At 74.2% G+C, this 21540-nt stretch carries 20 protein-coding genes and 2 pseudogenes; 8 read left to right on the forward strand and 14 right to left on the reverse strand.

Annotation, left to right across the window (positions count from 1 at the left end):
• Nucleotide 1: 1 nt before the first annotated feature.
• The 11 genes and pseudogenes from cysD to AQJ66_RS01310 all read right to left on the reverse strand — a co-directional run bounded on the left by cysD (nt 2) and on the right by AQJ66_RS01310 (nt 10374).
• Nucleotides 2–937 (reverse strand): sulfate adenylyltransferase subunit CysD, encoded by a 936-nt coding sequence (gene cysD, locus AQJ66_RS01270; protein ID WP_061915061.1) that lies wholly within the window; start codon nt 935–937, stop codon nt 2–4.
• Nucleotides 934–1470: an adenylyl-sulfate kinase gene (gene cysC, locus AQJ66_RS01275; RefSeq protein WP_061915064.1), complete on the reverse strand. Its 537-nt coding sequence runs from the start codon at nt 1468–1470 to the stop codon at nt 934–936. Before cysC ends, cysD begins: the two co-directional genes overlap by 4 nt.
• 26 nt (nt 1471–1496) lie before the next feature.
• Complete coding sequence (locus AQJ66_RS01280) at nt 1497–2210, reverse strand: phosphoadenylyl-sulfate reductase (protein ID WP_061915065.1); 714 nt, start codon at nt 2208–2210, stop codon at nt 1497–1499.
• Nucleotides 2207–2398, reverse strand: a complete 192-nt coding sequence (locus AQJ66_RS01285) for a hypothetical protein (protein WP_061915068.1) — start codon at nt 2396–2398, stop codon at nt 2207–2209. The genes AQJ66_RS01280 and AQJ66_RS01285 overlap by 4 nt, the downstream gene beginning before the upstream one ends.
• Nucleotides 2395–4095 (reverse strand): nitrite/sulfite reductase, encoded by a 1701-nt coding sequence (locus AQJ66_RS01290; protein ID WP_061915070.1) that lies wholly within the window; start codon nt 4093–4095, stop codon nt 2395–2397. The genes AQJ66_RS01285 and AQJ66_RS01290 overlap by 4 nt, the downstream gene beginning before the upstream one ends.
• A 126-nt stretch (nt 4096–4221) precedes the next feature.
• The gene (locus AQJ66_RS40800) at nt 4222–4305 is read right to left on the reverse strand and encodes a putative leader peptide (protein ID WP_341849403.1); all 84 of its coding nucleotides are present in this window, start codon (nt 4303–4305) and stop codon (nt 4222–4224) included.
• A gap of 136 nt (nt 4306–4441) precedes the next feature.
• Entirely contained in the window at nt 4442–5005 is a 564-nt protein-coding gene (locus tag AQJ66_RS01295) for a GNAT family N-acetyltransferase (RefSeq protein ID WP_061915073.1), read from the reverse strand.
• Between the two features lie 108 nt (nt 5006–5113).
• A complete protein-coding gene (locus tag AQJ66_RS01300) occupies nt 5114–6448 on the reverse strand; it encodes a hypothetical protein (protein WP_061915076.1) in 1335 nt (444 codons plus the stop codon).
• Nucleotides 6449–6602: 154 nt separating this feature from the next.
• Nucleotides 6603–7892, reverse strand: a complete 1290-nt coding sequence (locus AQJ66_RS01305) for a helix-turn-helix domain-containing protein (RefSeq protein WP_061915079.1) — start codon at nt 7890–7892, stop codon at nt 6603–6605.
• A gap of 174 nt (nt 7893–8066) precedes the next feature.
• A pseudogene (locus tag AQJ66_RS39830) lies at nt 8067–8552 on the reverse strand (IS200/IS605 family accessory protein TnpB-related protein); the annotation flags it as partial.
• A 184-nt stretch (nt 8553–8736) separates the two neighbouring features.
• Nucleotides 8737–10374 carry an acyl-CoA dehydrogenase family protein gene (locus tag AQJ66_RS01310; protein ID WP_061915082.1) on the reverse strand — a complete coding sequence of 546 codons (1638 nt, stop codon included), beginning with the start codon at nt 10372–10374 and terminating at the stop codon, nt 8737–8739.
• A 95-nt stretch (nt 10375–10469) separates the two neighbouring features.
• On the opposite strand from AQJ66_RS01310, the gene AQJ66_RS01315 reads away from it, so the two are divergent.
• Nucleotides 10470–11633: a YihY/virulence factor BrkB family protein gene (locus AQJ66_RS01315; RefSeq protein WP_061915084.1), complete on the forward strand. Its 1164-nt coding sequence runs from the start codon at nt 10470–10472 to the stop codon at nt 11631–11633.
• 107 nt (nt 11634–11740) lie between these two features.
• Nucleotides 11741–12424, forward strand: a pseudogene (locus AQJ66_RS01320) (helix-turn-helix domain-containing protein); the annotation flags it as partial.
• On the opposite strand, the gene AQJ66_RS36800 reads toward AQJ66_RS01320, so the two are convergent.
• Complete coding sequence (locus tag AQJ66_RS36800; RefSeq protein ID WP_079060060.1) at nt 12410–12808, reverse strand: VOC family protein; 399 nt, start codon at nt 12806–12808, stop codon at nt 12410–12412. The pseudogene AQJ66_RS01320 and the gene AQJ66_RS36800 overlap by 15 nt on opposite strands.
• A 220-nt stretch (nt 12809–13028) precedes the next feature.
• On the opposite strand from AQJ66_RS36800, the gene helR reads away from it, so the two are divergent.
• The 5 genes from helR (at nt 13029) to AQJ66_RS01345 (ending at nt 17866) form a co-directional block, all read left to right on the forward strand.
• On the forward strand, nt 13029–15212 hold the full coding sequence (gene helR, locus AQJ66_RS01325; RefSeq protein ID WP_061915087.1) for an RNA polymerase recycling motor ATPase HelR: 2184 nt from the start codon (nt 13029–13031) through the stop codon (nt 15210–15212).
• Between the two features lie 49 nt (nt 15213–15261).
• The gene (locus AQJ66_RS01330; RefSeq protein ID WP_061915089.1) at nt 15262–15816 is read left to right on the forward strand and encodes a hypothetical protein; all 555 of its coding nucleotides are present in this window, start codon (nt 15262–15264) and stop codon (nt 15814–15816) included.
• Nucleotides 15817–15886: 70 nt separating this feature from the next.
• A complete protein-coding gene (locus tag AQJ66_RS01335) occupies nt 15887–16537 on the forward strand; it encodes a ThuA domain-containing protein (RefSeq protein ID WP_061915092.1) in 651 nt (216 codons plus the stop codon).
• Nucleotides 16538–16697: 160 nt separating this feature from the next.
• On the forward strand, nt 16698–17561 hold the full coding sequence (locus AQJ66_RS01340; protein WP_061915093.1) for an isocitrate lyase/PEP mutase family protein: 864 nt from the start codon (nt 16698–16700) through the stop codon (nt 17559–17561).
• Nucleotides 17558–17866 (forward strand): hypothetical protein, encoded by a 309-nt coding sequence (locus AQJ66_RS01345; protein ID WP_244162707.1) that lies wholly within the window; start codon nt 17558–17560, stop codon nt 17864–17866. Before AQJ66_RS01340 ends, AQJ66_RS01345 begins: the two co-directional genes overlap by 4 nt.
• A gap of 85 nt (nt 17867–17951) precedes the next feature.
• Here the strand turns inward: AQJ66_RS01345 and AQJ66_RS01350 are convergent, their stop codons facing one another.
• Nucleotides 17952–19013, reverse strand: coding sequence for a LacI family DNA-binding transcriptional regulator (locus AQJ66_RS01350; protein ID WP_061915096.1), 1062 nt, complete (start codon nt 19011–19013; stop codon nt 17952–17954).
• 292 nt (nt 19014–19305) lie between these two features.
• Between AQJ66_RS01350 and AQJ66_RS01355 the strand changes: the two genes are divergently transcribed.
• On the forward strand, nt 19306–20892 hold the full coding sequence (locus tag AQJ66_RS01355) for a carboxylesterase/lipase family protein (protein WP_208611274.1): 1587 nt from the start codon (nt 19306–19308) through the stop codon (nt 20890–20892).
• Between the two features lies 1 nt (nt 20893).
• On the opposite strand, the gene AQJ66_RS01360 is transcribed toward AQJ66_RS01355, so the two are convergent.
• Nucleotides 20894–21469 (reverse strand): TetR/AcrR family transcriptional regulator, encoded by a 576-nt coding sequence (locus AQJ66_RS01360; RefSeq protein ID WP_061915098.1) that lies wholly within the window; start codon nt 21467–21469, stop codon nt 20894–20896.
• Between the last annotated feature and the right edge of the window lie 71 nt (nt 21470–21540).

Genomic DNA, 21540 nt, shown 5'->3' on the forward strand with positions numbered 1-21540 from the left:
GTTAGAAGTACCCCTCGCGCTTGCGGTCTTCCATCGCGGCCTCGGACAGCTTGTCGTCGGCGCGGGTCGCGCCGCGCTCGGTGAGCCGGGAGGCGGCGATCTCGGCGATCACCGCTTCCAGCGTGGTGGCGTCGGAGTCGACAGCGCCGGTGCAGGACATGTCACCGACGGTGCGGTAGCGCACCAGCCGCTTCTCGACCGTCTCGCCGTCCTTCGGGCCGCCCCACTCGCCCGCCGTCAGCCACATCCCACCGCGCCGGAACACCTCGCGCTCGTGCGCGAAGTAGATCTCCGGCAGCTCGATGCCCTCGCGGTCGATGTACTGCCACACGTCCAGCTCGGTCCAGTTGGACAGCGGGAAGACCCGGACGTGCTCGCCGGGGGCGTGCCGGCCGTTGTACAGGTTCCACAGCTCCGGGCGCTGGCGGCGCGGGTCCCACTGGGAGAACTCGTCGCGCAGCGAGAACACCCGCTCCTTGGCGCGGGCCTTCTCCTCGTCGCGCCGGCCGCCGCCGAACACCGCGTCGAACCTCTCGCTCTGGATCTTCTCCGTCAGCGGAAGGGTCTGCAGCGGGTTGCGGGTGCCGTCGGGACGCTCCTTGAGCACACCGCGGTCGATGTAGTCCTGGACGGAGGCCACGTGCAGGCGCAGCCCGTGGGCGGCGACCACACGGTCCCGGTACTCCAGCACCTCGGGGAAGTTGTGCCCGGTGTCCACGTGCAGCAGCGAGAACGGCACGGCCGCCGGAGCGAACGCCTTCAGCGCCAGGTGCAGCATGAGGATGGAGTCCTTGCCGCCGGAGAACAGGATCACCGGGTTCTCGAACTCGCCCGCCACCTCGCGGAAGATGTGCACCGCCTCGGACTCCAGCGCGTCCAGGTGCGACAGGGCGTACGGGCTGTCCGTGCCCTCCTCGGTCTTCGCCACGGTCGTCATGCCAGTCCCCTCTCGCCGAGCAGGGCGTACACGGACGCCGCGGACTCCTGCACGCTCTGGTGCTGCGACTCGATCCGCAGGTCGGGCGCCTCGGGCTCCTCGTACGGGTCGTCGACCCCCGTCAGCCCCGACAGCTCGCCCGCGGCCTGCTTGGCGTACAGCCCCTTCACATCGCGTACGGAGCACACCTCGACCGGGGTGGCGACGTGGATCTCCAGGTACGCCGTGCCGCTCGCGTCGTGCCGCTTGCGCACCGCGTCGCGGCTGTCCGCGTACGGCGCGATGACCGGGACGAGCGCCTTGACGCCGTTGCGGGCGAGCAGTTCGGCGACGAAGCCGATGCGCTGCACGTTGGTGTGCCGGTCCTCGCGGGAGAAGCCGAGGCCCGCCGAGATGAACTCGCGGATCTCGTCGCCGTCGAGCACCTCGACGCGGTGGCCCTCGGCGCGCAGCCGCCCGGCCAGTTCGTACGCGATGGTGGTCTTGCCGGCGCTCGGCAGACCCGTGAGCCAGACGGTGGCTCCGCTCGTCACGTCATTCTCCTGAATCCGATGGTTCGTCATCCGTGCAGCCCGCACTCGGTCTTGGCGCGGCCCGCCCAGCGGCCGGCGCGCGCGTCCTCGCCCTCGAGGACCCGGCGGGTGCAGGGGGCGCAGCCGACGGAGGCGTAGCCGTCCGTCAGCAGCGGGTTGGTCAGCACGCCGTGTTCGGCGACGTAGGCGTCCACGTCGTCCTGGGTCCAGCGTGCGATCGGGGAGATCTTGACCTTCTGCCGCTTCTCGTCCCAGCCGACCACCGGGGTGTTCGCCCGGGTCGGGGACTCGTCGCGGCGCAGGCCGGTCGCCCACGCCCGGTAGCCCTTCAGGCCCTCCTCCAGGGGCAGCACCTTGCGCAGCCGGCAGCACAGGTCGGGGTCGCGGTCGTGCAGCTTCGGGCCGTACTCCGCGTCCTGCTCGGCGACGGTCCGGCGCGGCGTGAGGGTGATGACGTTGACGTCCATCACGGCCTCGACGGCGTCCCGGGTGCCGATGGTCTCCGGGAAGTGGTAGCCGGTGTCGAGGAAGACCACGTCGACGCCCTTGAGCACCCGCGAGGCGAGATGGGCGACCACCGCGTCCTCCATGGAGGAGGTGACGCAGAACGCCGTGCCGAAGGTGTCCACCGCCCACTGGAGGATCTCCAGGGCGGAGGCGTCCTCCAGGTCGCGCCCCGCCTGCTCGGCGAGCGCCCTCAACTCGTCGTTCGTGCGCTGCTGTTCCCGAGTCGTCGTCATGTCCGGTCGTCCCCTCCGTTGTCGGCCCGCCGCAGCCCCTGGGCGAGCAGCCCGAGGAACTTCAGCCGGAACGCGCGGTTGCAGGCCCCGCACTCCCAGGCGCCGTGACCGCCGTCCGCGGCCTCGCTGGGGCGCAGGTCCTCGTCGCCGCAGTACGGGCAGTAGAAGGGTGCCGCGCGCTCGCTCACGACAGGGCCTCCTCGGAGGCGCGCGAGGCCCAGGCGGCGAAGCGCTCGCCGTCCTCGCGTTCGGCCTGGAAGCGCTTGAGCACCCGCTCGACGTAGTCGGGCAGTTCCTCCGCGGTCACCTTCAGGCCGCGCACCTTGCGGCCGAAGCCCGCCTCCAGGCCGAGGGCGCCGCCCAGGTGCACCTGGTAGCCCTCGACCTGCTCGCCCCGGTCGTTGAGGACCAGCTGGCCCTTGAGACCGATGTCCGCCACCTGGATCCGGGCGCAGGCGTTCGGGCAGCCGTTGAGGTTGATGGTGATCGGCTCGTCGAAGTCGGGCAGCCGGCGCTCGAGTTCGTCGATCAGGGTGGAGCCGCGCTGCTTGGTCTCGACGATGGCGAGCTTGCAGAACTCGATGCCGGTGCACGCCATCGTGCCGCGCCGGAAGGAGGACGGCCGGGCGGAGAGGTCCAGCGACTCCAGGCCGTCGACCAGCGAGTCGACCCGGTCCTGCGGGACGTCGAGGACGATCATCTTCTGCTCGACGGTGGTGCGGACCCGGCCGGAGCCGTGCGCCTCCGCGAGGTCGGCGATCTTCGTCAGCGTGGCGCCGTCGACGCGGCCGACGCGCGGGGCGAACCCGACGTAGAACCGGCCGTCCCGCTGCCGGTGCACACCGATGTGGTCGCGCCACTGCTGCGGCGGCTGCTCGGGGGCGGGACCGTCGACGAGCCTGCGGCCGCCCAGGTACTCGTCCTCCAGCACCCGGCGGAACTTCTCCGCGCCCCAGTCGGCGACGAGGAACTTCAGGCGGGCGCGGTTGCGCAGCCGGCGGTAGCCGTAGTCACGGAAGATCGAGATGACGCCCTCGTAGACGTCCGGGACGTCCTCCAGCGGCACCCAGGCGCCGAGCCGCACGCCCAGCTTGGGGTTGGTGGACAGCCCGCCGCCGACCCACAGGTCGAAGCCGGGCCCGTGCTCGGGGTGCCGGACGCCGACGAACGCCACGTCGTTGATCTCGTGCACCACGTCCAGCAGCGGCGAGCCCGAGATGGCCGTCTTGAACTTGCGGGGGAGGTTCGAGTACGCCGGGTTGTTCAGGACGCGGCGCTTCATCTCCTCCAGCGCGGGGGTGGGGTCGATGATCTCGTCCTCGGCGATGCCCGCGACCGGGGAGCCGACCATCACGCGCGGGGTGTCGCCGCAGGCGGTGACGGTCGACAGGCCCACGCCCTCCAGCCGCTGCCAGATCTCGGGCACGTCCTCGACCCGGATCCAGTGGTACTGGACGTTCTGCCGGTCGGTGATGTCGGCGGTGCCGCGCGCGAACTCCTGCGAGATCTCGCCGATCACCCGCAGCTGCCGCGTCGTCAGCGCCCCGCCGTCGATGCGCACCCGCAGCATGAAGTAGCGGTCGTCCAGCTCCTCCGGCTCCAGGATCGCGGTCTTGCCGCCGTCGATGCCGGGCTTGCGCTGGGTGTACAGCCCCCACCAGCGCATCCGGCCGCGCAGGTCGCTGGGGTCGATGGAGTCGAAGCCCCGCTTGGAGTAGATCGTCTCAATGCGTGTCCGCACATTGAGACCGTCGTCGTCCTTCTTGACCTGCTCGTTGCCGTTGAGCGGGGTGAAGTGGCCCGCGGCCCACTGACCCTCGCCGCGGTGACGGCTCACCTTGCGGCGGGGCGCGGAGGCAGCAGGGTTCTGCGGGGTGGCGGCCATGGTTTCTACGTCCTTCGGACAGGCGACATGCGGCTCTGAACTGCGCGTATCGCGCACGCGGGCAGGCGTGCGCGTCCTTGCGCAGCAGGAGGGGGATCAGGGGGGAGGTCGGCGGTGCTGGGGGCGTCAGCTCGCCGGACAGATGGCGCTGGACATGCGGCCGAGGTCGACGTGCCGCCGACTCACCAAGGCAATTCCAGATCCAGGCATGACGGAAGCGTGTCATGGGGATCTCTGGCCAGTCCACCTTTGTCCGCGATCTGGACGAAAGTATTCTGCATAGTGAGACAGAGTGGCGTGGGTCACGCGAACGCGCCCACGCCATGGTCGGATTCGAGTCAGCCGGTCAGGCGCCGGGCCACGGTCCCGGCGTGGGGGCGAGCCGCTCCTCCTCCACCTTGGTGTCGAACAGCCTGAAGCCGCGCCGCAGGTAGTTGTCCATCGCGAACTCGCCGTCCTTGCTGCACGTGTGCAGCCACACCCGCTTCGTCGGCGGCCGGGAGGGCCACCTCTCGGCCAGGTCCCAGGCGCGGGCCGTGCCGTACGCCAGGAGATGGCCGCCGATGCGGCGGCCGCGGAAGGCGGCGATCAGGCCGAAGTAGGCGATCTCGACCACGCCCTCGTCCTGCGGGTCCAGCTCCACGTACCCGGCCGGCGTGCCGCGGTCGAGAGCCACCCAGGTCTCCACACCGGGGCGTTCCAGCTGCTCCCGCCACCGCGCGTGGCTCCAGCCGAGGCGGTCCGTCCAGCGGATGTCGCCGCCGACCGCGGTGTACAGGAAGCGGCTGAACTCGGGGGAGGGGACCTCCGCGCGGACGATCCGGACGTCGCCCTCCGGGGCGGCGGCCGGCAGCAGGTCGGCGGGCGAGGTCTGCTCCAGGGACCAGGTGGTGACGGGGACGGTGCTCATGCGGGCCAGGGAATCACCCCACCCGGCGGTCTGTCGATCGGCCCGGTCACACCGCCGGTCCGCCGGTCCGCCCGTCCGTCGGTCCGCCGGTCCGCCGGTCGTCGGTCGTCAGTCCGCCGAGCGGTCGAGCGCCGCCAGCGGCACCGCGAACAGCATCCGGTCCGACAGGGACCAGACCTCGCCCGTCTCCTGCCAGTAGGACAGGGAGCCCGCCGAGCGGGCCCAGCAGTGGTGGGAGGCGTCGAAGCCGCAGTGGGCCGCCTGCGCGCCCTTCCGGTCCTGCCGCCACAGCCCGTCGTGCGCACCGGCGGAGCTGGACAGGTGTCCCACATACCAGGACGGGGCCGCCGCACCGGGCCGCCGGTACGACAGCACGCCGCGGATCCCGGCCGCCTTGGTCCTGTAGGCCTCGACCGCGTCCGCGCGCCCCGCGGAGTCGGTGGCGAGCAGGCCGCCGCGCGCGGGGTCCGTGCTGAAGGCGTACCGCCACAGCCGGGCGCGCCGGTCGCTGCCGGGCGCGGTCCACTCGCCGGCCACGAGGCTGTCGGGCGCCGAGCCGCGGTCCAGGGAGAGGGCGCCGGGGCACGGGGGGCCGGCGGCGGAGCAGCGGCCGGCCGCGTAGCGGTAGGAGCCGACGGCGGGCATCACGTACCCGTAGCCGTCCGCGGACCAGCCGCCCGGCACCCGGCCGACCGCCGGCGTGGTGGCCGTGGTCCGCTGGATGCGGTCGAGGTCGTAGACGTAGAGCGCGTCGGCGCTGCCGGCCGTGGTGGTGACCAGCAGCTTGTTCTGGTACCAGACCATGCCGGAGACGCCGGACGCCAGCCCCCGGTAGTCCCGGCCGCCGTCGACGGGCACCACGAGCAGCACCCAGCGGTAGACGGGGCGGGCGGGGTCGTCGGTGTCGACGAAGGCCACCCGGGCCAGGCCGCGTTCGGCCGCGCGGCCGGCGGTGGCGCTGTGGGTCCAGCCGGCCAGGACCACCCGGTGGGTGCCCCACACGCCGTCGTCGTCGGCGTCGCCGGAGGTGGTCACCGAGGCGGGCCGCCAGGCCGTGGCGGCGGCGTCGGTCCGGTCCCAGCAGTAGGCGCGCCCGGCGGCCGGGGCGACGGGCAGGGTCGCCCGGTCACCCGCGGAGCAGCCGGCGCCCGAGCGCAGGGTGTGGTCGGCCGTGCGCAGCACGGCGTCCACACCGACCGGGCGGCCCATGGACGCGGCGAGCCGGTTCAGGGTGCGGGCGGGGACCAGGCGCTCCTGGAGCCGCAGCGGGCCGGTGTCCGCCCGGGAGGTCAGCGGCTGGAGCGCGCCGGGGTTGCCGGCGACCTCGGCCTGCGAGGTGCTGATCAGGGTGGCGGTCGCGGTGAGCGCCAGCGCGGTCCCGGCGAGGACCGCGCGCAGGGCCGCGCCCCGTCTGCGCCGGCGGTGTCTGCCGCGATGCTTCATGTCTCCTCCCGAGGCGGGCCAACTGCGCCCGGCGGTCGTCGCGTTGACCGAGGAGCAGGTGGGGCGGCCCGTAGGGATGCTACGGCAGCGGCGGACGCCACAGGGCCAAGACCCCGCAAATACCCGTGAACGCACCCCGTGCCGTACGGCGTTCTCAGCCGCCGTCCGGTGCCGTCCGGCGCCGGGCCACCGCCGCCGCCGTCGACCGGGGCAGCAGGTCACGGGGGTCGCCGGGCAGCAGCACCTCCACCTCCACGCCCTCGCGGAACCGGTACGGCCGGTGGCCGAGAAGGTCGCCCAGGTACCGGCGGATCCTGGACATCTCCGCCCGCACGGTCACGGTCCGGGAGCGGTCGCCGAACAGGTCCTCCGCGAGCGCCGCCGCGCCGCACCCGGAGGGGTGTTCGGCGAGCAGGAACAGCAACTCGGCGTGCCGGGGACTGAGTTCCCGGGACCAGGGGCCGGCCGCCCCGGACACGGCCACCACGCCCCGGCCCGGCCGGCTCAGGTCCAGCGTGACCCGGACGGCGCCGCCGGCCGGCGGGTCGCCGGCCGCGCGCAGCAGCCAGCCGCCGGCCAGCGGCTCCACCGCGCAGGCGCCGAACGCGGGCAGCCACCGGCGGCCCGGCGCCAGCGACTCGGGCAGCGTCAGCCGCCGTACGTACGGCATCCCGGTCACGGCCGCCGCCCAGCCGTCGCGGTCCACCACCAGAGCGCTGCCGTCCAGCCGGGCCAGCACCGGGGCGGCCACCGTGCGCAGCCGCTCCAGCGAGGCCAGGTGCCGTTCGCGCAGGTGCGCCTCGGCGAGCTTGGCGACCGAGCCCACCCAGGACAGGGTCGCCGGGTGCATGGTCTCCAGCGGACCGCTGACGTCCACCACGCCGATGAGCCGGCCGTCCCTGGGGTCGGTGATCGGCGCGCCGGTGCAGGTCCAGGAGGTGTGGGAGCGGACGAAGTGCTCCCCGGCGAAGACCTGTACCGGCCGCCGTACGACCGCGGGGGTGCCCACCCCGTTGGTGCCGACGACGTCTTCGCGCCAGTCCGCGCCGAGTTCGAACCCGAGGCCGTCGGCCTTGCGCAGCACCTGCGGCGACCCCTCCCGCCACAGCACGCGGCCGTCGGCGTCGGCGACGACCATGATGTGCTGGGCGGCGTCCGCGACCGACAGCAGCCCCTCGCGCAGCACGGGCAGGACGTGCCTGAGCGGCGACTCCTCGCGTCTGCGCCGCACTTCGTCGCGGGACAGCGGGCGCGACCTGAAGTCGTGGTCGGGGTCGACGCCGCTGCGCAGCATCCGCGACCAGGACTGCTCGATCACCGGCCGCGGCGGGACCCGCGCACGGTGGCCGGCGAGCGTCGCCTCGCGCACCTCGTTCAGCATCCGCGCCGCCTGAGCCGCGTTCACGGCGGCCAGACGCGCCACGTTCGTCGGCGGGTTCACCACTGGGGTCCTCCCGGGATGGGCGTCGAACACACTCGTCCAAGCACACTGTCGTTCCAGCACGCGTCACGCCGTGCCGGCGGTGGTTCCCGGCCCGGCCGCTGCGCACATACTGCCGTCCGGCACATGCCGGGTGCACACACTCCGCACACAGTCACCGACAGGTTGCAACCGTTCCTAGGGACTGAGTGGGAGTGAGTCCTGGTGCCAGGACTCGTGCTCAGCCGTGTGCCCCGAACGGTTGTGGGCACACTGGTCGCCCGCTTTCGCTCCGCGTCCGGCCCGCACGGATCGTGTCCGTGGTCCGGGAATGCGGGGGCGGGTTCCCTCACGCTCCGGGACGCCCGGTGCGGCCTGGACGGTCCGATGCCCCACCACATCACGCTGGTGTGGTGGGGGCGGTGCCGTCCGTCGCCGGATCGGGTGTCCCAGGGCGCGCCTTCCGATCGCCACCGCTGCCGCGTCGTGGCGAGTGGTGGTGCGAGTTGTGCTGCTGAGGGGCTTCTGCCAGTGCTGGGCGCCCCAGCGGCTGGTGTAGGCGGGGTCGACGGCGACCAGGGGGATGCCGAGTTCGGCGGCCATGGACACCAGCCTGCCGCGCAGCCGCGCGGTGGGCATACCGGAGATCAGCCGGCGGAACCGCTTGCGCCGCCCGTGCCTATCCAGTATCAGTTCGCAACCCCCTGCAACCCTGGTGAACGGCCGGGGTTTGGCCGAGACTTGCCCCCGGCGCCGCCTCCGGGCGGCGTCGGGGGCCTCCACCGGCCCACGCGGCGGGGGTGGTGCCGTGTCGGCGCAGCACCACCCCCCCCCTGCGTCCGCCCCCGGCCGGGCCCGCCGCTGCCGGTCAGGACACCGGCCGCGCCCGCTCCACCACCGACGCCAGGTCCAGGCCCCCCGGCAGCGTGCCGAAGGACGCGCCGTGGTCGCCGCCGAGGCGGGAGGCGCAGAAGGCGTCGGCGACCGCCGGCGGCGCGTGCCGCACCAGCAGCGAGCCCTGCAGGACCAGCGCGAGGCGTTCCACCAGCCGCCGGGCCCGGCCCTCGACGTTCTCCAGGTCGGCGAGTTCGGTGAACAGGTCCTTCACCGCCCGGTCCAGGCGGTGGTCGGCGCCGTGCGCCCGGCCGATCTCGGTGAGGCAGGCGTCCAGCGCGCCCGGCTCGCGCCGCAGGGCCCGCAGCACGTCCAGCGCCTGCACGTTGCCCGCGCCCTCCCAGATCGAGTTCAGCGGCGACTCGCGCACCAGCCGGGGCAGGCCCGACTCCTCGACGTACCCGTTGCCGCCCAGGCACTCGGCGGCCTCCACCGCCACCGGCGCGCAGCGCTTGGTGATCCAGTACTTGGCGGCCGGCACCGCCAGCCGCAGCAGGGCCCGCTCCTGCTCGCCCCCGTCGTCGCAGGCGGCCGCGAGCCGCACCGCGAGCGCGGTCGCGGCCTCGGACTCCAGCGCGAGGTCGGCGAGCACGTTGCGCATCAGCGGCTTGTCGACGAGCCGGCCGCCGAACGCCTCGCGGTACGTGCAGTGGTGGATCGCCTGCGCCACCGCCTGCCGCATCAGGCCCGCCGAGCCGAGCGCGCAGTCCAGCCGGGTCGCGGCGACCATCTCGATGATGGTGCGCACGCCCTGCCCCTCCTCGCCGACGCGGCGCGCCCAGGTGCCGGCGAACTCGACCTCGGCGGAGGCGTTGGACCGGTTGCCCAGCTTGTCCTTGAGCCGCTGGATCAGGAACACGTTGCGGGTGCCGTCGGCGAGGACGCGCGGGACGAGGAAGCAGGTCAGGCCGTCGGGGGCCTGGGCCAGCACCAGGAAGCCGTCCGACATCGGCGCCGAGCAGAACCACTTGTGGCCGGTCAGCGTGTACGTCCCGGCCTCCGCGAGCGGCCGGGCCTCGGTGGTGTTCGCCCGTACGTCGCTGCCGCCCTGCTTCTCGGTCATGCCCATGCCGAACAGCGCGCCGGCCTTCCGGTCCGCGGGCCGCAGGTCGCGGTCGTAGATCGCGGACGTCAGCCGGGGCTCCCACTCGGCCGCGAGGGCGGGGTCGGCCCGCAGCGCGGGCACGGCCGCGTGGGTCATCGACAGCGGGCAGCAGGTGCCCGCCTCGACCTGGGTCCAGACCACGAACGCGGCCGCTCTGCGCACGTGCCCGGCCGGGCGGGTCCAGGCGCCGGTCAGCCCCGCCGAGACGCCCTTGCCGAGCAGCCGGTGCCAGGCCGGGTGGAAGTCGACCTCGTCGATCCGGTGGCCGTAGCGGTCGTGCGTGCGCAGCCGGGGCGGCTGCTCGTTCGCCTGCACCGCCCACTCCCGGACCTGGGAGGAGCCCGAGGTCCGGCCGAGCCCGGACAGCTCGGAGCGCACCTCGGGCAGCAGCGCGGGATCGGTGTGCCGTTCGACGGCCTCGGTCAGGGCCCGGTCGGCGGTGAAGAGGTCGTACCCGACCAGCTCGGGCGGCTGATTCGTCACGGTGTGCGTGGAGTGGCCTGCCATGCACCTGAACCTACCCGGGATCGCGGCGAAGCCGTCCTGCCGTCCGCCCTGCCCGGAAGGTGAGGGGCGCCCGGTGCGGCGGATACCGTTAGGTCGTGCAGCCAGGAAGTGACACCCCCGAGCGACCCGCGGGCCGCCTCCACCGGGCCAGAGCCCTCTACCGGAACGTCTCCAAGCGCCGGACGGCCTGGCTGCTGCTGAAGGACACCGTCAACTCGTGCATGGAGTACCGCATCCTGGGGCTGGCGGCCGAGGCGGCGTTCTTCACGCTGCTGTCGGTGCCGCCCCTGCTGCTCTGCCTCATCGGGCTGCTCGCCTACGTCGACGCCTGGACCGGCGCCCACACGATCAGAAGCCTGGAGAACAACCTCCTCGACGCCTCCCGCACCGTCCTGTCCGAGAAGGGCGTCAAGGAGATCACCCAGCCGATCCTGCACGACGTGATCAAGGGCGGGCGGCCCGACGTCATCTCCATCGGCTTCGTGTTCGCCCTGTGGTCGGGGTCCCGGGCGGTGAACGTCTTCATCGACACGATCACGGTCATGTACGGCCTCGACGGCGTCCGGGGCATCGTCAAGACCCGGATGATGGCCTTCCTGCTCTTCATCGTGGCGCTGCTGATCGGCTCGGTGGCGCTGCCGCTGATGGTGGCCGGGCCGGACGCTGTGGTGGGGGTCGTGCCCTGGTCGGAGACGCTGGTCCAGGTCCTGTACTGGCCGGTCGTGATCGTCCTGTCCATCGCCTTCCTCACGACCCTGTACCACGTCTCCGTCCCGGTCCGCTCGCCGTGGATCGAGGACGTCCCCGGCGCGCTCGTCGCCCTCGCCATGTGGGTCCTGGGCAGCTTCCTGCTGCGGATCTACCTCGTGCACACCATCGAGGGCGCCACCATCTACGGCTCCCTCGCCGCCTCCGTCGCCGTCCTGCTGTGGATCGGCGTGGCGGCCTTCGCCGTGCTCGTCGGCGCGGCGGTGAACGCGGCCATCGACCGGGTCTGGCCGGCCGCGGCCACGGCCGCCGCCCGCGAGGCCAACGAACGGGTCCGCCAGGCCCAGGTCGCCGAGTACGTCGCCCGCGCCGCCGCCGGCCTGGAGACCGACCCCGACGACCCCGACATGCCCTCCGAGTTCCCCGAACGCTGGTCCCGCTTCCTCCCCCCGGAGGACGTCACGTCCCGCCTCCGCACCCAGCCGAAGAACGGCCACCACGCCCCCAAGGGCAACGGGACGCCGGGGGAGCAGCAGCCGCCGGCGAAGTGACGGCGGGCGTGGCCCGCCCCTCGGGACCCCGGGCGCAGGGGGGCCGCCGGCGGGCCGGAGACGGAGGCGAGGGACCGCGGTGGTCCCGGAGGCGTAGCCTGGCGTGCGTGTACGAGGAACGGCCGTCCCGGCTGGCCGGCGCGGTGGTCTGGCACCGTACCCCGGAGGACCCCGCCCGCCGCCCCGTCCTGCCCGACGGATGCATGGACCTGCTGTTCAGCGAGGGCCGGCTGCTGGTCGCCGGGCCCGACACCCGCGCGTACGTCCCCGGTGGACCGCCCCGCGCCTGGTCCGGCGTCCGCTTCTTCCCCGGCACCGCCCCCGCCCTGCTCGGCGTACCCGCCCACGAACTGCGCGACGCCCGGGTGGAACTGGCCGATCTCTGGCCCGCCGCCCGGGTCCGGCGGCTGCGCGACCGGGTCGAGGCGGCGCCCGGCCCGGCGACGGCCCTGGAGGACATCGCCCTCGGCCTCGCCGGAGGGTCACCGGCCCCGGACCCTCTTCTGCGAAGGCTGGTCGCCTGCCTGGAGGAGGGCCGTACGGTGGCGGCGACGGCCGATGAACTCGGCCTCGGCGCACGCCAGTTGCACCGCCGCTGCCGGACCGCCTTCGGCTACGGCCCGAAGACCCTCGCCCGCGTCCTGCGCCTGCGGCGCGCCCTGGCCCTGGCCCGCTCCGGCGTCCCCTACGCCGAGACGGCGGCCCGCGCCGGATACGCCGACCAGCCCCACCTGGCCCGCGACGTCAGGGAGTTCGCGGGCACGACTTTGGGCGAGCTACTCGGCGGCCAGGGGCGCGAACAGCTCGACGGTGTTCCCGTCGGGGTCGAGGACGACGGCGTACCGCTGCCCCCAGAAGGCGTCCCACGGCTTCAGCTCGCCGTGGTGGCCGGCGCCCACCAGGTCCTCGTACCCGGCGTCGACCTCGGCGGGCGACCCGTACCGGAAGGCGAGTGAGACACGGCCCCCGCCCGCGGGCGGCCGCCACCCGGGGTGGAAGGAGCGGACGGTGCTCTCGGTGTCCAGGGCGAGGGTCAGCCCGCCGGGCAGTTCCGCCTCGACGTGCGGCTGCTCCTCGGCCCCCTCGGGGAAGACGAGCCCGAGCCGGCGGTAGAAGGCGAGCGAGGCGGCCAGGTCGGAGGCCACCACACCGATCAGAGCGAATCGTGGAGTCATGCGGCCACCGTAGGCACGGGCGCCCGGACCGGTCTTGAAGGAATCGGACACGGCCGACCGGGGGCCCAGGCGCACAAACGACGAAGGCGAGGAGTTCACCCACTCCTCGCCACTCTCAACGTATAGCGCACGGGGGGCCTTGCCGCAAGCCCCCCTCCGTGCTGCACAATCAGCGGCCCGAGCCAGGTACCTGCAGGAATGCGAGAGTTGCGTAGTGCATGTGGTTTCGAGCGGAGTCGACGACGCGACGCCCCCGACCGGCAGCGTGTTCGACCTTCCCGACCGGCTGTCCGCCAAGGCCGACCCGGCGCTGATCGCCGACGACGCACGGCACTTCGCGGCGCTCGCGCGGTGCCTCGAGGAGTCGGTCGCCGACCTGTCCGTCCGCCTGGAGGCCGAGCTGAGGGCGCCCGGCGGCACGGGGCAGCAGGCGATGGACCGGGACCTGGAGGTCCACCGGCTCACCGCCCGGCTGCGCACCCTGCGCCGCTTCGGCGCCGACCTGTGCCTCGGCCGCATGGTCGGCGCGGACGATCCCGAGCCGGTGTACATCGGCCGGCTCGGACTCACCGACAGCGAGGGGCGCCGGCTGCTGATCGACTGGCGGTCACCCGCCGCCGCACCGTTCTTCGCGGCCACCCACGCCAGCCCGGCGGGCCTGGCGAGCCGCCGCAGGTACCGCTGGACGGACGGCCGGATCAGCGACTACTGGGACGAGGTGTTCACCGCCGACGGGCTCGACGGGCACGCGGCGCTCGACGACCAGTCCGCCTTCATCGCCTCCCTGGGCGGCACCCGGTCGGCCCGGATGCGCGACGTGCTGGCCACCATCCAGGCCGACCAGGACGCCGTGATCCGGGCTGGGTCCCGCGGCGCGCTCGTCGTCGACGGCGGCCCGGGCACCGGCAAGACCGTCGTCGCGCTGCACCGGACCGCCCACCTGCTGTACGCCGACCCCCGCCTCGGCCGTCGGCGCGGCGGCGTGCTGTTCGTCGGTCCGCACCGGCCCTACCTCGCCTACGTCTCCGACGTCCTGCCCAGCCTCGGCGAGGAGGGCGTGCAGACCTGCGTCCTCAGCGACCTCGTCGCCGAGGGAGCCTCGGCGGGGACCGAGACCGACCCGGAGGCGGCCCGGCTGAAGTCGTCCGCGGACATGGCGCGGGCGATCGAGACCGCCGTCAGGTTCTACGAGGAGCCGCCTGCCGAGGCGATGACGGTCACGACCGACCGGGGCGACCTCCGGCTGACCGCCGAGGACTGGGCCGAGGCGTTCCGGGCGCCCGGCCCGGGCACACCGCACAACGAGGGGCGCGAGCAGGTCTGGGAGGAACTGGTCACGATCCTCCGGGAGAAGTACGACGGCGGCGGCGGCGACGTCCCGGCCGAGCGGTTCCGCAGGGCGCTTGCGCAGGACGAGGAACTGGTCGGCACCCTGCATCGCGCCTGGCCGCTGATCGGGGCCGCCGACCTGGTCGGAGACCTCTGGTCGGTGCCCGCCTACCTGCGGCTGTGCGCGCCCTGGCTCACCCGCGACGAGGTGCGCACCCTCCAGCGCGCCGATCCCCGGGCCTGGACGGTGTCCGACCTGCCGCTGCTGGACGCGGCCCGGCAGCGGCTCGGCGATCCCGGGGCGTCCCGGCGCCGGCGCCGGCTGGAGGCCTCCGCAGCCGCCGAACGCGCCTACCGGGCCCAGGTCACCGAGAACCTGCTCAGGACCGACGACGACTGGGAGGGCATGCTGATGACGATGCTGACCGGTCAGGACCTGCAGAACAGCCTGGTCGACCCGGACGCGCCGGCCGCCGGTGAACCCGACCTGCTCGCGGGCCCGTTCGCGCACATCGTCGTGGACGAGGCCCAGGAACTGACCGACGCGGAGTGGCAGATGCTGCTGCTGCGCTGCCCGTCGCGCAGCTTCACCATCGTCGGCGACCGCGCCCAGGCCCGGCACGGGTTCGAGGAGTCCTGGCGCGAACGGCTGGAGCGGATCGGCCTCGACCGGATCGACGTGGCCTCCCTGACGGTCAACTACCGGACCCCGGAGGAGATCATGGCGGAGGCCGAGCCGGTCATCCGGGCCGTGCTCCCGGACGCCAACGTGCCGGTGTCCATCCGCAAGGGCGGTGTCCCCGTCGTCCACGGTCCGGTCGCGGACCGGGACGCGGTCCTCGACGCCTGGCTCGCCGCGCACGGCGAGGGCATCGCCTGCGTCATCGGCGACCCCGGCTTCCGGCCGACCTCCCGCGTCCGCTCGCTCACCCCGGAGCTGTCCAAGGGGCTCGAGTTCGACCTGGTCGTCCTCGTCGACCCGGAGACGTTCGGCGAGGGCGTGGAGGGCGCGGTCGACCACTACGTGGCGATGACCCGGGCGACCCGGCAGCTGGTGGTCCTCACCAGCTCCTGACCCCGTACCGCCCGGCCGCCCCGGCACACCTGTGCGGCACCATGGGCGCATGATCCGTACCGCGCGCTTACTGCCCCCGCTCCTGCTGCTGCCCGCCCTGCTCGCGGGCTGTGGCACCGAGAAGGCCGGGAAGGCGGACGCCGGCTCCGCGCGGCCGTCGTCCGCCGCGCCCCACCCGGACCGTGCCGCACTCGAGGCCCGTGTCGAGGCGATGGGCATCGCGCCCGACCTCGTCTACGTGACCCGGGCGCCGGGCTTCACCCTCGCCCAGCAGTCCGTGGGCGTGAACGGCGACGACGGTTTCTCCGCCGCGTACTGGGCCGAGGGCGGCGCCGTGCTCCACCTCTACGTCGACCGCCCCGCCCACGCCGGCCGGCCCGCGTACGCGGTGGCGAAGAAGGGCTGCGTGGTCCGGCTCAGCGGCGAGCACGTCCCCGGTGCCGTCCTGCGTGCGGCGCTGCGCGCCGTCCACCGCCCCTCCACCGCTGAACTCGCCGCCCTGCTGCCCCCGTCCGCACCGGCCCCGACCGGGCCGGTGCGCCGCGGCGACCTGCCCTCCACCGGCGACGGAGCCCCCGACAACAGCGTGACCGAGGGCGGCTGAGCCCCGGGCCGGTGCCGGGGAACGGGCCGGCCCGTGACGTGGGACCCGGTGAGCGGTGAGACTCGGGCGCATGACCTCCCGGCTGCTGATCTTCACCCGCACCACCGACTACCGCCACGACTCCATCCCGGCCGCCGTCGACGCCGTACGCGCCCTGGGGCGGTTCGCCGTCGAGCACACCGAGGATCCGGCGGACCTGGAGCGGCCGCTCGACGGGTTCGCCGCCGTCGTCTTCCTCTCCACCAGCGGTGACGTGCTGACACCCGAGGGGCGCGGGCGGCTCGCCGGGTACGTCGAGTCGGGCGGCGGCTTCGCCGGCGTGCACGCGGCGGCCTGCACCGAGCACGGATGGCCGTACTACGGCGAACTCCTCGGCGCCCGCTTCACGCGGCACCCGGCGTACCAGCCCGGCAGGGCCGTCGTGGAGGACGCCGGGCACCCGGCGACCCGGGGGCTGCCCGCGGTGTGGGACGTCACCGACGAGTGGTACGACTTCGACGCCAACCCGCGCGGCGGCGCCCGGGTGCTGCTGCGCGCGGACGAGACGTCGTACGAGGGCGGCCGGATGGGCGAGGACCACCCGCTGGCCTGGTGCCGCCGGCAGGGGGACGGACGGGTGTTCTACACGACCCTCGGGCACGCCGCCGACGCCTACCGCGACACCGACTTCCTGGCCCACCTGGGCGGGGGCCTGGCCTGGGCGGCGGGCCGGCCCGAGTGACGTTTCTGCGGTGAACTCGTTGGGCCGTCCGAGTGAGTAAAGCCCACGTAATTCACAGGTCATGCGTGTACTTGGGGAAGCTCTTGGCTTGGTAAAGGGCGTCGAGACGCGGGCGGCAGCGATGCCGCCCGCGTCACCCACCCACAGAAGGAGCCGGACCTTGACTTACGGGAAGAAGCTGCGCGAGCGGATCGCCGGGCCCGGGACCACACCGCTGATCGGCGTGTACGACATGTACTCGGCGTCGATCGCGGCCAAGCACTACGACGGGATGTTCGTCTCGGGCTTCGGCTTCGCGGCCTCGTACTACGGCCTGCCGGACATCGGGTTCATCGCCTGGCCGGACATGGTGGCCTTCGTCCAGCGGCTGCGGGGCGCGTTCCCGCACCACCACCTGCTGGTCGACATCGACGACGGGTACGTCGATCCCGAGGTCGCCTGTCACGTCGTCGAGGGACTGGAGCGGATCGGTGCCTCCGGGGTGATCCTGGAGGACCAGAAGCGGCCACGCCGCTGCGGCCACGCCGACGGCAAGCAGGTGCTGCCGCTGGAGGAGTACCTGGAGAAGCTGCACCGCGTGCTGGAGACCCGCAAGGACCTGGTGGTCGTCGCCCGCACGGACGCCACCGACGAGCACGACATCCTGCACCGCGCCGAGCGGCTCGCCGCGACCGACGCCGACGTGGTGCTGGTCGACGGGGTGCGCAGCGTCGACTGGATCAAGCGGATCCGCGAGGTCACCGGCGGCAAGCCGCTGCTGTTCAACCAGATCGCCGGCGGCAAGTCGCCCCGCCTGTCGCTCGGCGAGCTGTCCGACCTCGGCGTGGACGTGGCGATCTACAGCACACCCTGCCTGTTCGCCGCCCACGAGGCGGTGGACTCCGCGCTCAGCGACCTCAAGGCCGCCGACGGCCGGCTGCCCCGGGTGGATCCCGCGAGCGGGGTCGGCGTGCAGGCGGCGACCAGCCTGCTGGAGCGCAACATCGCCCGCGAGCGGCTCACCCCCGAGGGCGTGGCCGTATGACGTCCGTGCGGGACCGGGCCCCGGGCGGCGGGGCGCGCAGCACGGCGGCCGGACCCCGGTTCGGCGCGGCCGCCGTGCTCGCGGTCGCGCTGCTCGCGGCCGGCGCCGGGGCCGCGGCCGCGTCCGGCGGCGGCCTGGTCACCGTCGTCGACAACTCGCACGCCGACTCGATCCTCGAGGTCGACCGCACGGCCAACGTCCAGACCGGCAGCGGCACCGCCGGCAGCGACCACGACGGCAGCGCCGTGGACGTGGTGGAGGCCCTCGCCGGCGCCGCCGGCCGGCACGCGCACGCGGAGGACTGAGCGGGGCCACGGAACAGCCGCGACGGACGGGCGCTTCGCACGGGGGGTGCCCGGCCGTCGCCCGTGCCGGGCCCCGCCGTCCCCGTCAGCGTCCCGGTGCCGGCTCGGGCCGCGGTGCAGCCGTGCTGGACCGGTGGACCAGCCGTGTCGACAGTTCGGTGCGCGTGCCCTCCGGGCGTTCGCCGTGCGCCATGCGCACCAGCAGCCGCAGCGCGGTCGCCGCCATCTCGCCGAGCGGCCGGCGCACGGTGGTCAGCGCCGGAGTCGCCCAGCGGGCCGCGGGCAGGTCGTCGAAGCCGACCACGCTGACGTCGTGCGGCACCCGCAGTCCCCGCTCGGCCAGCGCCCGGTACGTCCCGAGCGCCATCCGGTCGGAGCAGACGAACACCGCCGTCGGCGGCTCGGGCAGGTCCAGCAGCTCGTGCGTGCGCAGCCGGGCCGTCCTGTCGTCGAAGCCCGCGTACCGCTCGTACCCGGCGCGCCGGCGCACCCCGGCCGAGGCGAGCGCCGAGCGGTAGCCCGCCACCCGGGCGGTGCTGCACGTCCTGCGCCGGGGCCCGGCGATCACGGCGATCCGCGTGTGCCCGAGGCCCAGCAGGTGCTCGGTCGCGCTCACCCCGCCCTGCCAGTCGGCCGCCCCTACCGACACCACGCCCGCCGGCGGCTCGTGCACCGGGTCGATCATCACGAACGGGATGCGGTGGTGCTCCAGCCAGGCGTATTGCGCGTGGGACAGCTCCGCCAGGTCGAACAGCACGCCCGAGGAGCCCCGCGCCGTCAGCCTGTCCAGCCAGCCGCGGTGCGGCCGGTCGCCCCGGGTGCGGTTCGGGCCCGCCGAGACGACCACCTCCAGCCCCGCCTCGTACGCCGCCTCCTCCACGCCGTGCAGCACCGCGCCCGACCAGGAGCTGTCCAGCGCGTGGACCACCAGGTCCACCAGCCCCGACGCCTTCGCCGCGTCGAAACGGGGCCGGCGCACGTACCCGAGCCGGTCCAGCGCCTCCGTGACCCGGCGGCGGGTCTCGGGTGCCACGTCCTCACGCCCGTTGACCACCTTCGACGCGGTCGGCACGGACACCCCCGCCTCGCGGGCCACCACCGCCAGCGTCGGCCCGGCCGCCACGCTCGCACTCCCCGCACGGACCATGGGGAACCGCCTTTCCGACCCGCCGCCGGGCCACCGAAAGGTGCGACCACCGCCGCCTCCGCGGTCTGCGCACCGACCAAATAGAAAGCGCTTCCTACGATAGGTGGGCCCCAAGGCGGCGTGAAGACGCGGGCCTTCGCGGGATCGCACGGGCCGGACGGCCGAGGGCGAGGGCGGGACGCCCGCCGTCCGGCCGACCGGCGGGTCGGTGCACGGGAATACGTACGTGCGACATCGCGCTCTCCTGTGCACAGCGTGGCCTGTGCGCAGCACGGTGAAGGGCTGGTGGGTGATGACGGCAGACCAGACGGGCCCCGTGGTGAGAACGCCCCACGGGGCCGTGCGCGGCCGGTACGAGCACGGGATCGCGGTGTTCCGGGGCATCCCGTACGCCGCCCCGCCGGTCGGCCCCCGCCGGTTCCGCCCGCCGGAGGCTCCCGAGCCCTGGGCCGGGGTGCGCGACGCCGCCGCGTTCGGGCCGACCGCGCCGAAACCGCCCTACTCCGGCGCCTTCGCCCTGTACCTGTCCGACCCGGCCGTCCCCGGCGACGACTGCCTCAACCTCAACGTGTGGACCCCCGAGCCGGGCCCCGGCGCCCGCCTCCCTGTCCTGGTCTGGCTGCACGGCGGCGCCCTGACCAGGGGATCCTCCGCCGTGCCGGTGTACGACGGGCGTACCTTCGCCCGCGACGGGGTCGTCTGCGTCTCGGTCAACTACCGGCTGGGCGTGGAGGGCTACGGCCTCTTCCCGGACGCCCCCGCCAACCCCGGCCTGCGCGACCAGCTCGCCGCCCTGCGCTGGGTCCACCAGGCGATAGCCGCCTTCGGCGGCGACCCGGACCGCATCACGCTGTGCGGGCAGTCGGCCGGGGCCATCAGCGCCGGTGTCCTGCTCGCCGCGCCCCAGACCCAGGGCCTGATCCGGCGGGCGGTGCTGCAGAGCGGGCCGCCGGAGGTCTCGGAACGCGACAGGGTCCGGCGCATGGTGCGCCGCATGGCCGCCCGGCTGAAGATCCCCGCCACCGCCGAGGCCTTCGCCGCCGTCGACCGCGACCTGCTGCTGCGCACCCAGGCGGAGGTCGGCCGGCTCAGCAGCCCGGTCCTCGGCGGCCCGGCCTTCGGCATCGTCGTCGACGGCGACCTGGTGCCCGGCGACCCGCTCCGGGCCCTGACCGAGGGCGGGGCCGCCCGGGACGTGCGGCTGCTCATGGGCTGGACCCGGGACGAGTACCGGCTGTGGCTGGTGCCCGGCGGGCTGGTGGAGCGCGTCGACCGGCTCGGCCCGGTCGCCCTGGCCGGCGCCATGGCCCGCTGCCACGCCGGCGCCGACGTGGCGCGCGGCTACCGCGCCCTGCACCCGGAGGCCGGAACCGCCGAGATCGTCGGCCAGATGGTCACCGACCACCTGCTGCGCATCCCCCTGCACCGGCTCGCCGACGCCCGCCCCGGCGGCTGCCACCTCTACGAGTTCGCCTGGCCGTCCCGCCGCCCGGGCCTCGGCGCCTGCCACGCCCTCGACCTCGGGTTCGTCTTCGACTCCGGCGCGGTCCCGGAGTCGACGCGGCTGGCGGGGGAGGGGGCCCCGCAGGAACTGGCCGACGCGATGCACGGGGCCTGGGTCCGGTTCGCGGCGACCGGCGACCCCGGCTGGCGGAGCTGGGACGCCTCGCACCCGGTACGGATCTTCGGCGACGGCGACGGCGACGGCGACGGCGTCGCGTACACGGCGCACGGCCCACGGGACGCGCAGCTCGCTCTCTGGCCGGCCGCCGCCACGCTTCCCCGGCCGGCCCCCGACCCGGACATCCGCGCCCCGGGAGCGGAACTCGCCTCGGCGGTCCGCCGCCTGCGCCGCTCCGTGGGCGCCAGGCGCCGCTGACTCACCGGCGCGGCAGGAGGCGCGTCACCATGGCGTCGACCAGGGCGTCCAGCCGGTGCGGTGCGAGGAGTTCCGGGACGGTCAGGTCGTCGACGATCAGCCCCAGCATGGCCAGGTAGAGCAGGACCGCCCCGGTGCGGTCGCCGGGCAGGCCGCTCTCCAGGTGGAAGCCGATGTTGGCGTCGAGCTCCGCGGTGAGGAAGCGCGCCAGCTCGGCGTGGAGTTCGGGCCGCCGCGTGGCCTCCAGGCGCAGTTCGAGCATGGCCAGGTGGCTGCTGCGGTCGCGGCGCATGCGGTCGACGAGCTGCAGCATCAGGGTCCGGACCAGCTCATGCGTCGGCTCGGCGGTCATCGTGCCGGCCAGCTCGGCCGGATCCGGGGTCAGGCGCTCGCGGGTGCGCCGCATGACCTGGGCCAGCATGTCGGCGCGGTCGGCGAAATAGTTGGTCGCCGTCCCGACGGGCACGGCCGCCTCCTTGTCGACGGCGCGCAGCGTCAGGCCCCGGGAGCCCTCGCGGGCCAGGACCTCGATGGCGGCGTCGAGCAACGCCGTTCGCCTGGCCGGATTCTGACGCATCGACAGCTCCTCGGGGGTCTCGTTCGAAGTGCGGTTGACACCACTGCGGGTGCAGTACTACGTTCAAACCA

It is taken from the genome of Streptomyces bungoensis (assembly GCF_001514215.1).
GTDB classification, from domain to species: domain Bacteria; phylum Actinomycetota; class Actinomycetes; order Streptomycetales; family Streptomycetaceae; genus Streptomyces; species Streptomyces bungoensis.

What these genes read in the sequence shown, in the direction of transcription:
- AQJ66_RS01310 (WP_061915082.1), bottom strand. Translation starts at nt 10,374, where the DNA reads ATGGCAGGCCACTCCACGCACACCGTGACGAATCAGCCGCCCGAGCTG.
- AQJ66_RS01295 (WP_061915073.1), bottom strand. Translation starts at nt 5,005, where the DNA reads ATGAGCACCGTCCCCGTCACCACCTGGTCCCTGGAGCAGACCTCGCCC.
- AQJ66_RS36800 (WP_079060060.1), bottom strand. Translation starts at nt 12,808, where the DNA reads ATGACTCCACGATTCGCTCTGATCGGTGTGGTGGCCTCCGACCTGGCC.
- AQJ66_RS01350 (WP_061915096.1), bottom strand. Translation starts at nt 19,013, where the DNA reads ATGGTCCGTGCGGGGAGTGCGAGCGTGGCGGCCGGGCCGACGCTGGCG.
- AQJ66_RS01290 (WP_061915070.1), bottom strand. Translation starts at nt 4,095, where the DNA reads ATGGCCGCCACCCCGCAGAACCCTGCTGCCTCCGCGCCCCGCCGCAAG.
- AQJ66_RS01280 (WP_061915065.1), bottom strand. Translation starts at nt 2,210, where the DNA reads ATGACGACGACTCGGGAACAGCAGCGCACGAACGACGAGTTGAGGGCG.
- AQJ66_RS40800 (WP_341849403.1), bottom strand. Translation starts at nt 4,305, where the DNA reads ATGCCTGGATCTGGAATTGCCTTGGTGAGTCGGCGGCACGTCGACCTC.
- cysD (WP_061915061.1), bottom strand. Translation starts at nt 937, where the DNA reads ATGACGACCGTGGCGAAGACCGAGGAGGGCACGGACAGCCCGTACGCC.
- AQJ66_RS01300 (WP_061915076.1), bottom strand. Translation starts at nt 6,448, where the DNA reads ATGAAGCATCGCGGCAGACACCGCCGGCGCAGACGGGGCGCGGCCCTG.
- AQJ66_RS01330 (WP_061915089.1), top strand. Translation starts at nt 15,262, where the DNA reads ATGATCCGTACCGCGCGCTTACTGCCCCCGCTCCTGCTGCTGCCCGCC.
- AQJ66_RS01355 (WP_208611274.1), top strand. Translation starts at nt 19,306, where the DNA reads ATGACGGCAGACCAGACGGGCCCCGTGGTGAGAACGCCCCACGGGGCC.
- AQJ66_RS01360 (WP_061915098.1), bottom strand. Translation starts at nt 21,469, where the DNA reads ATGCGTCAGAATCCGGCCAGGCGAACGGCGTTGCTCGACGCCGCCATC.
- AQJ66_RS01345 (WP_244162707.1), top strand. Translation starts at nt 17,558, where the DNA reads ATGACGTCCGTGCGGGACCGGGCCCCGGGCGGCGGGGCGCGCAGCACG.
- AQJ66_RS01335 (WP_061915092.1), top strand. Translation starts at nt 15,887, where the DNA reads ATGACCTCCCGGCTGCTGATCTTCACCCGCACCACCGACTACCGCCAC.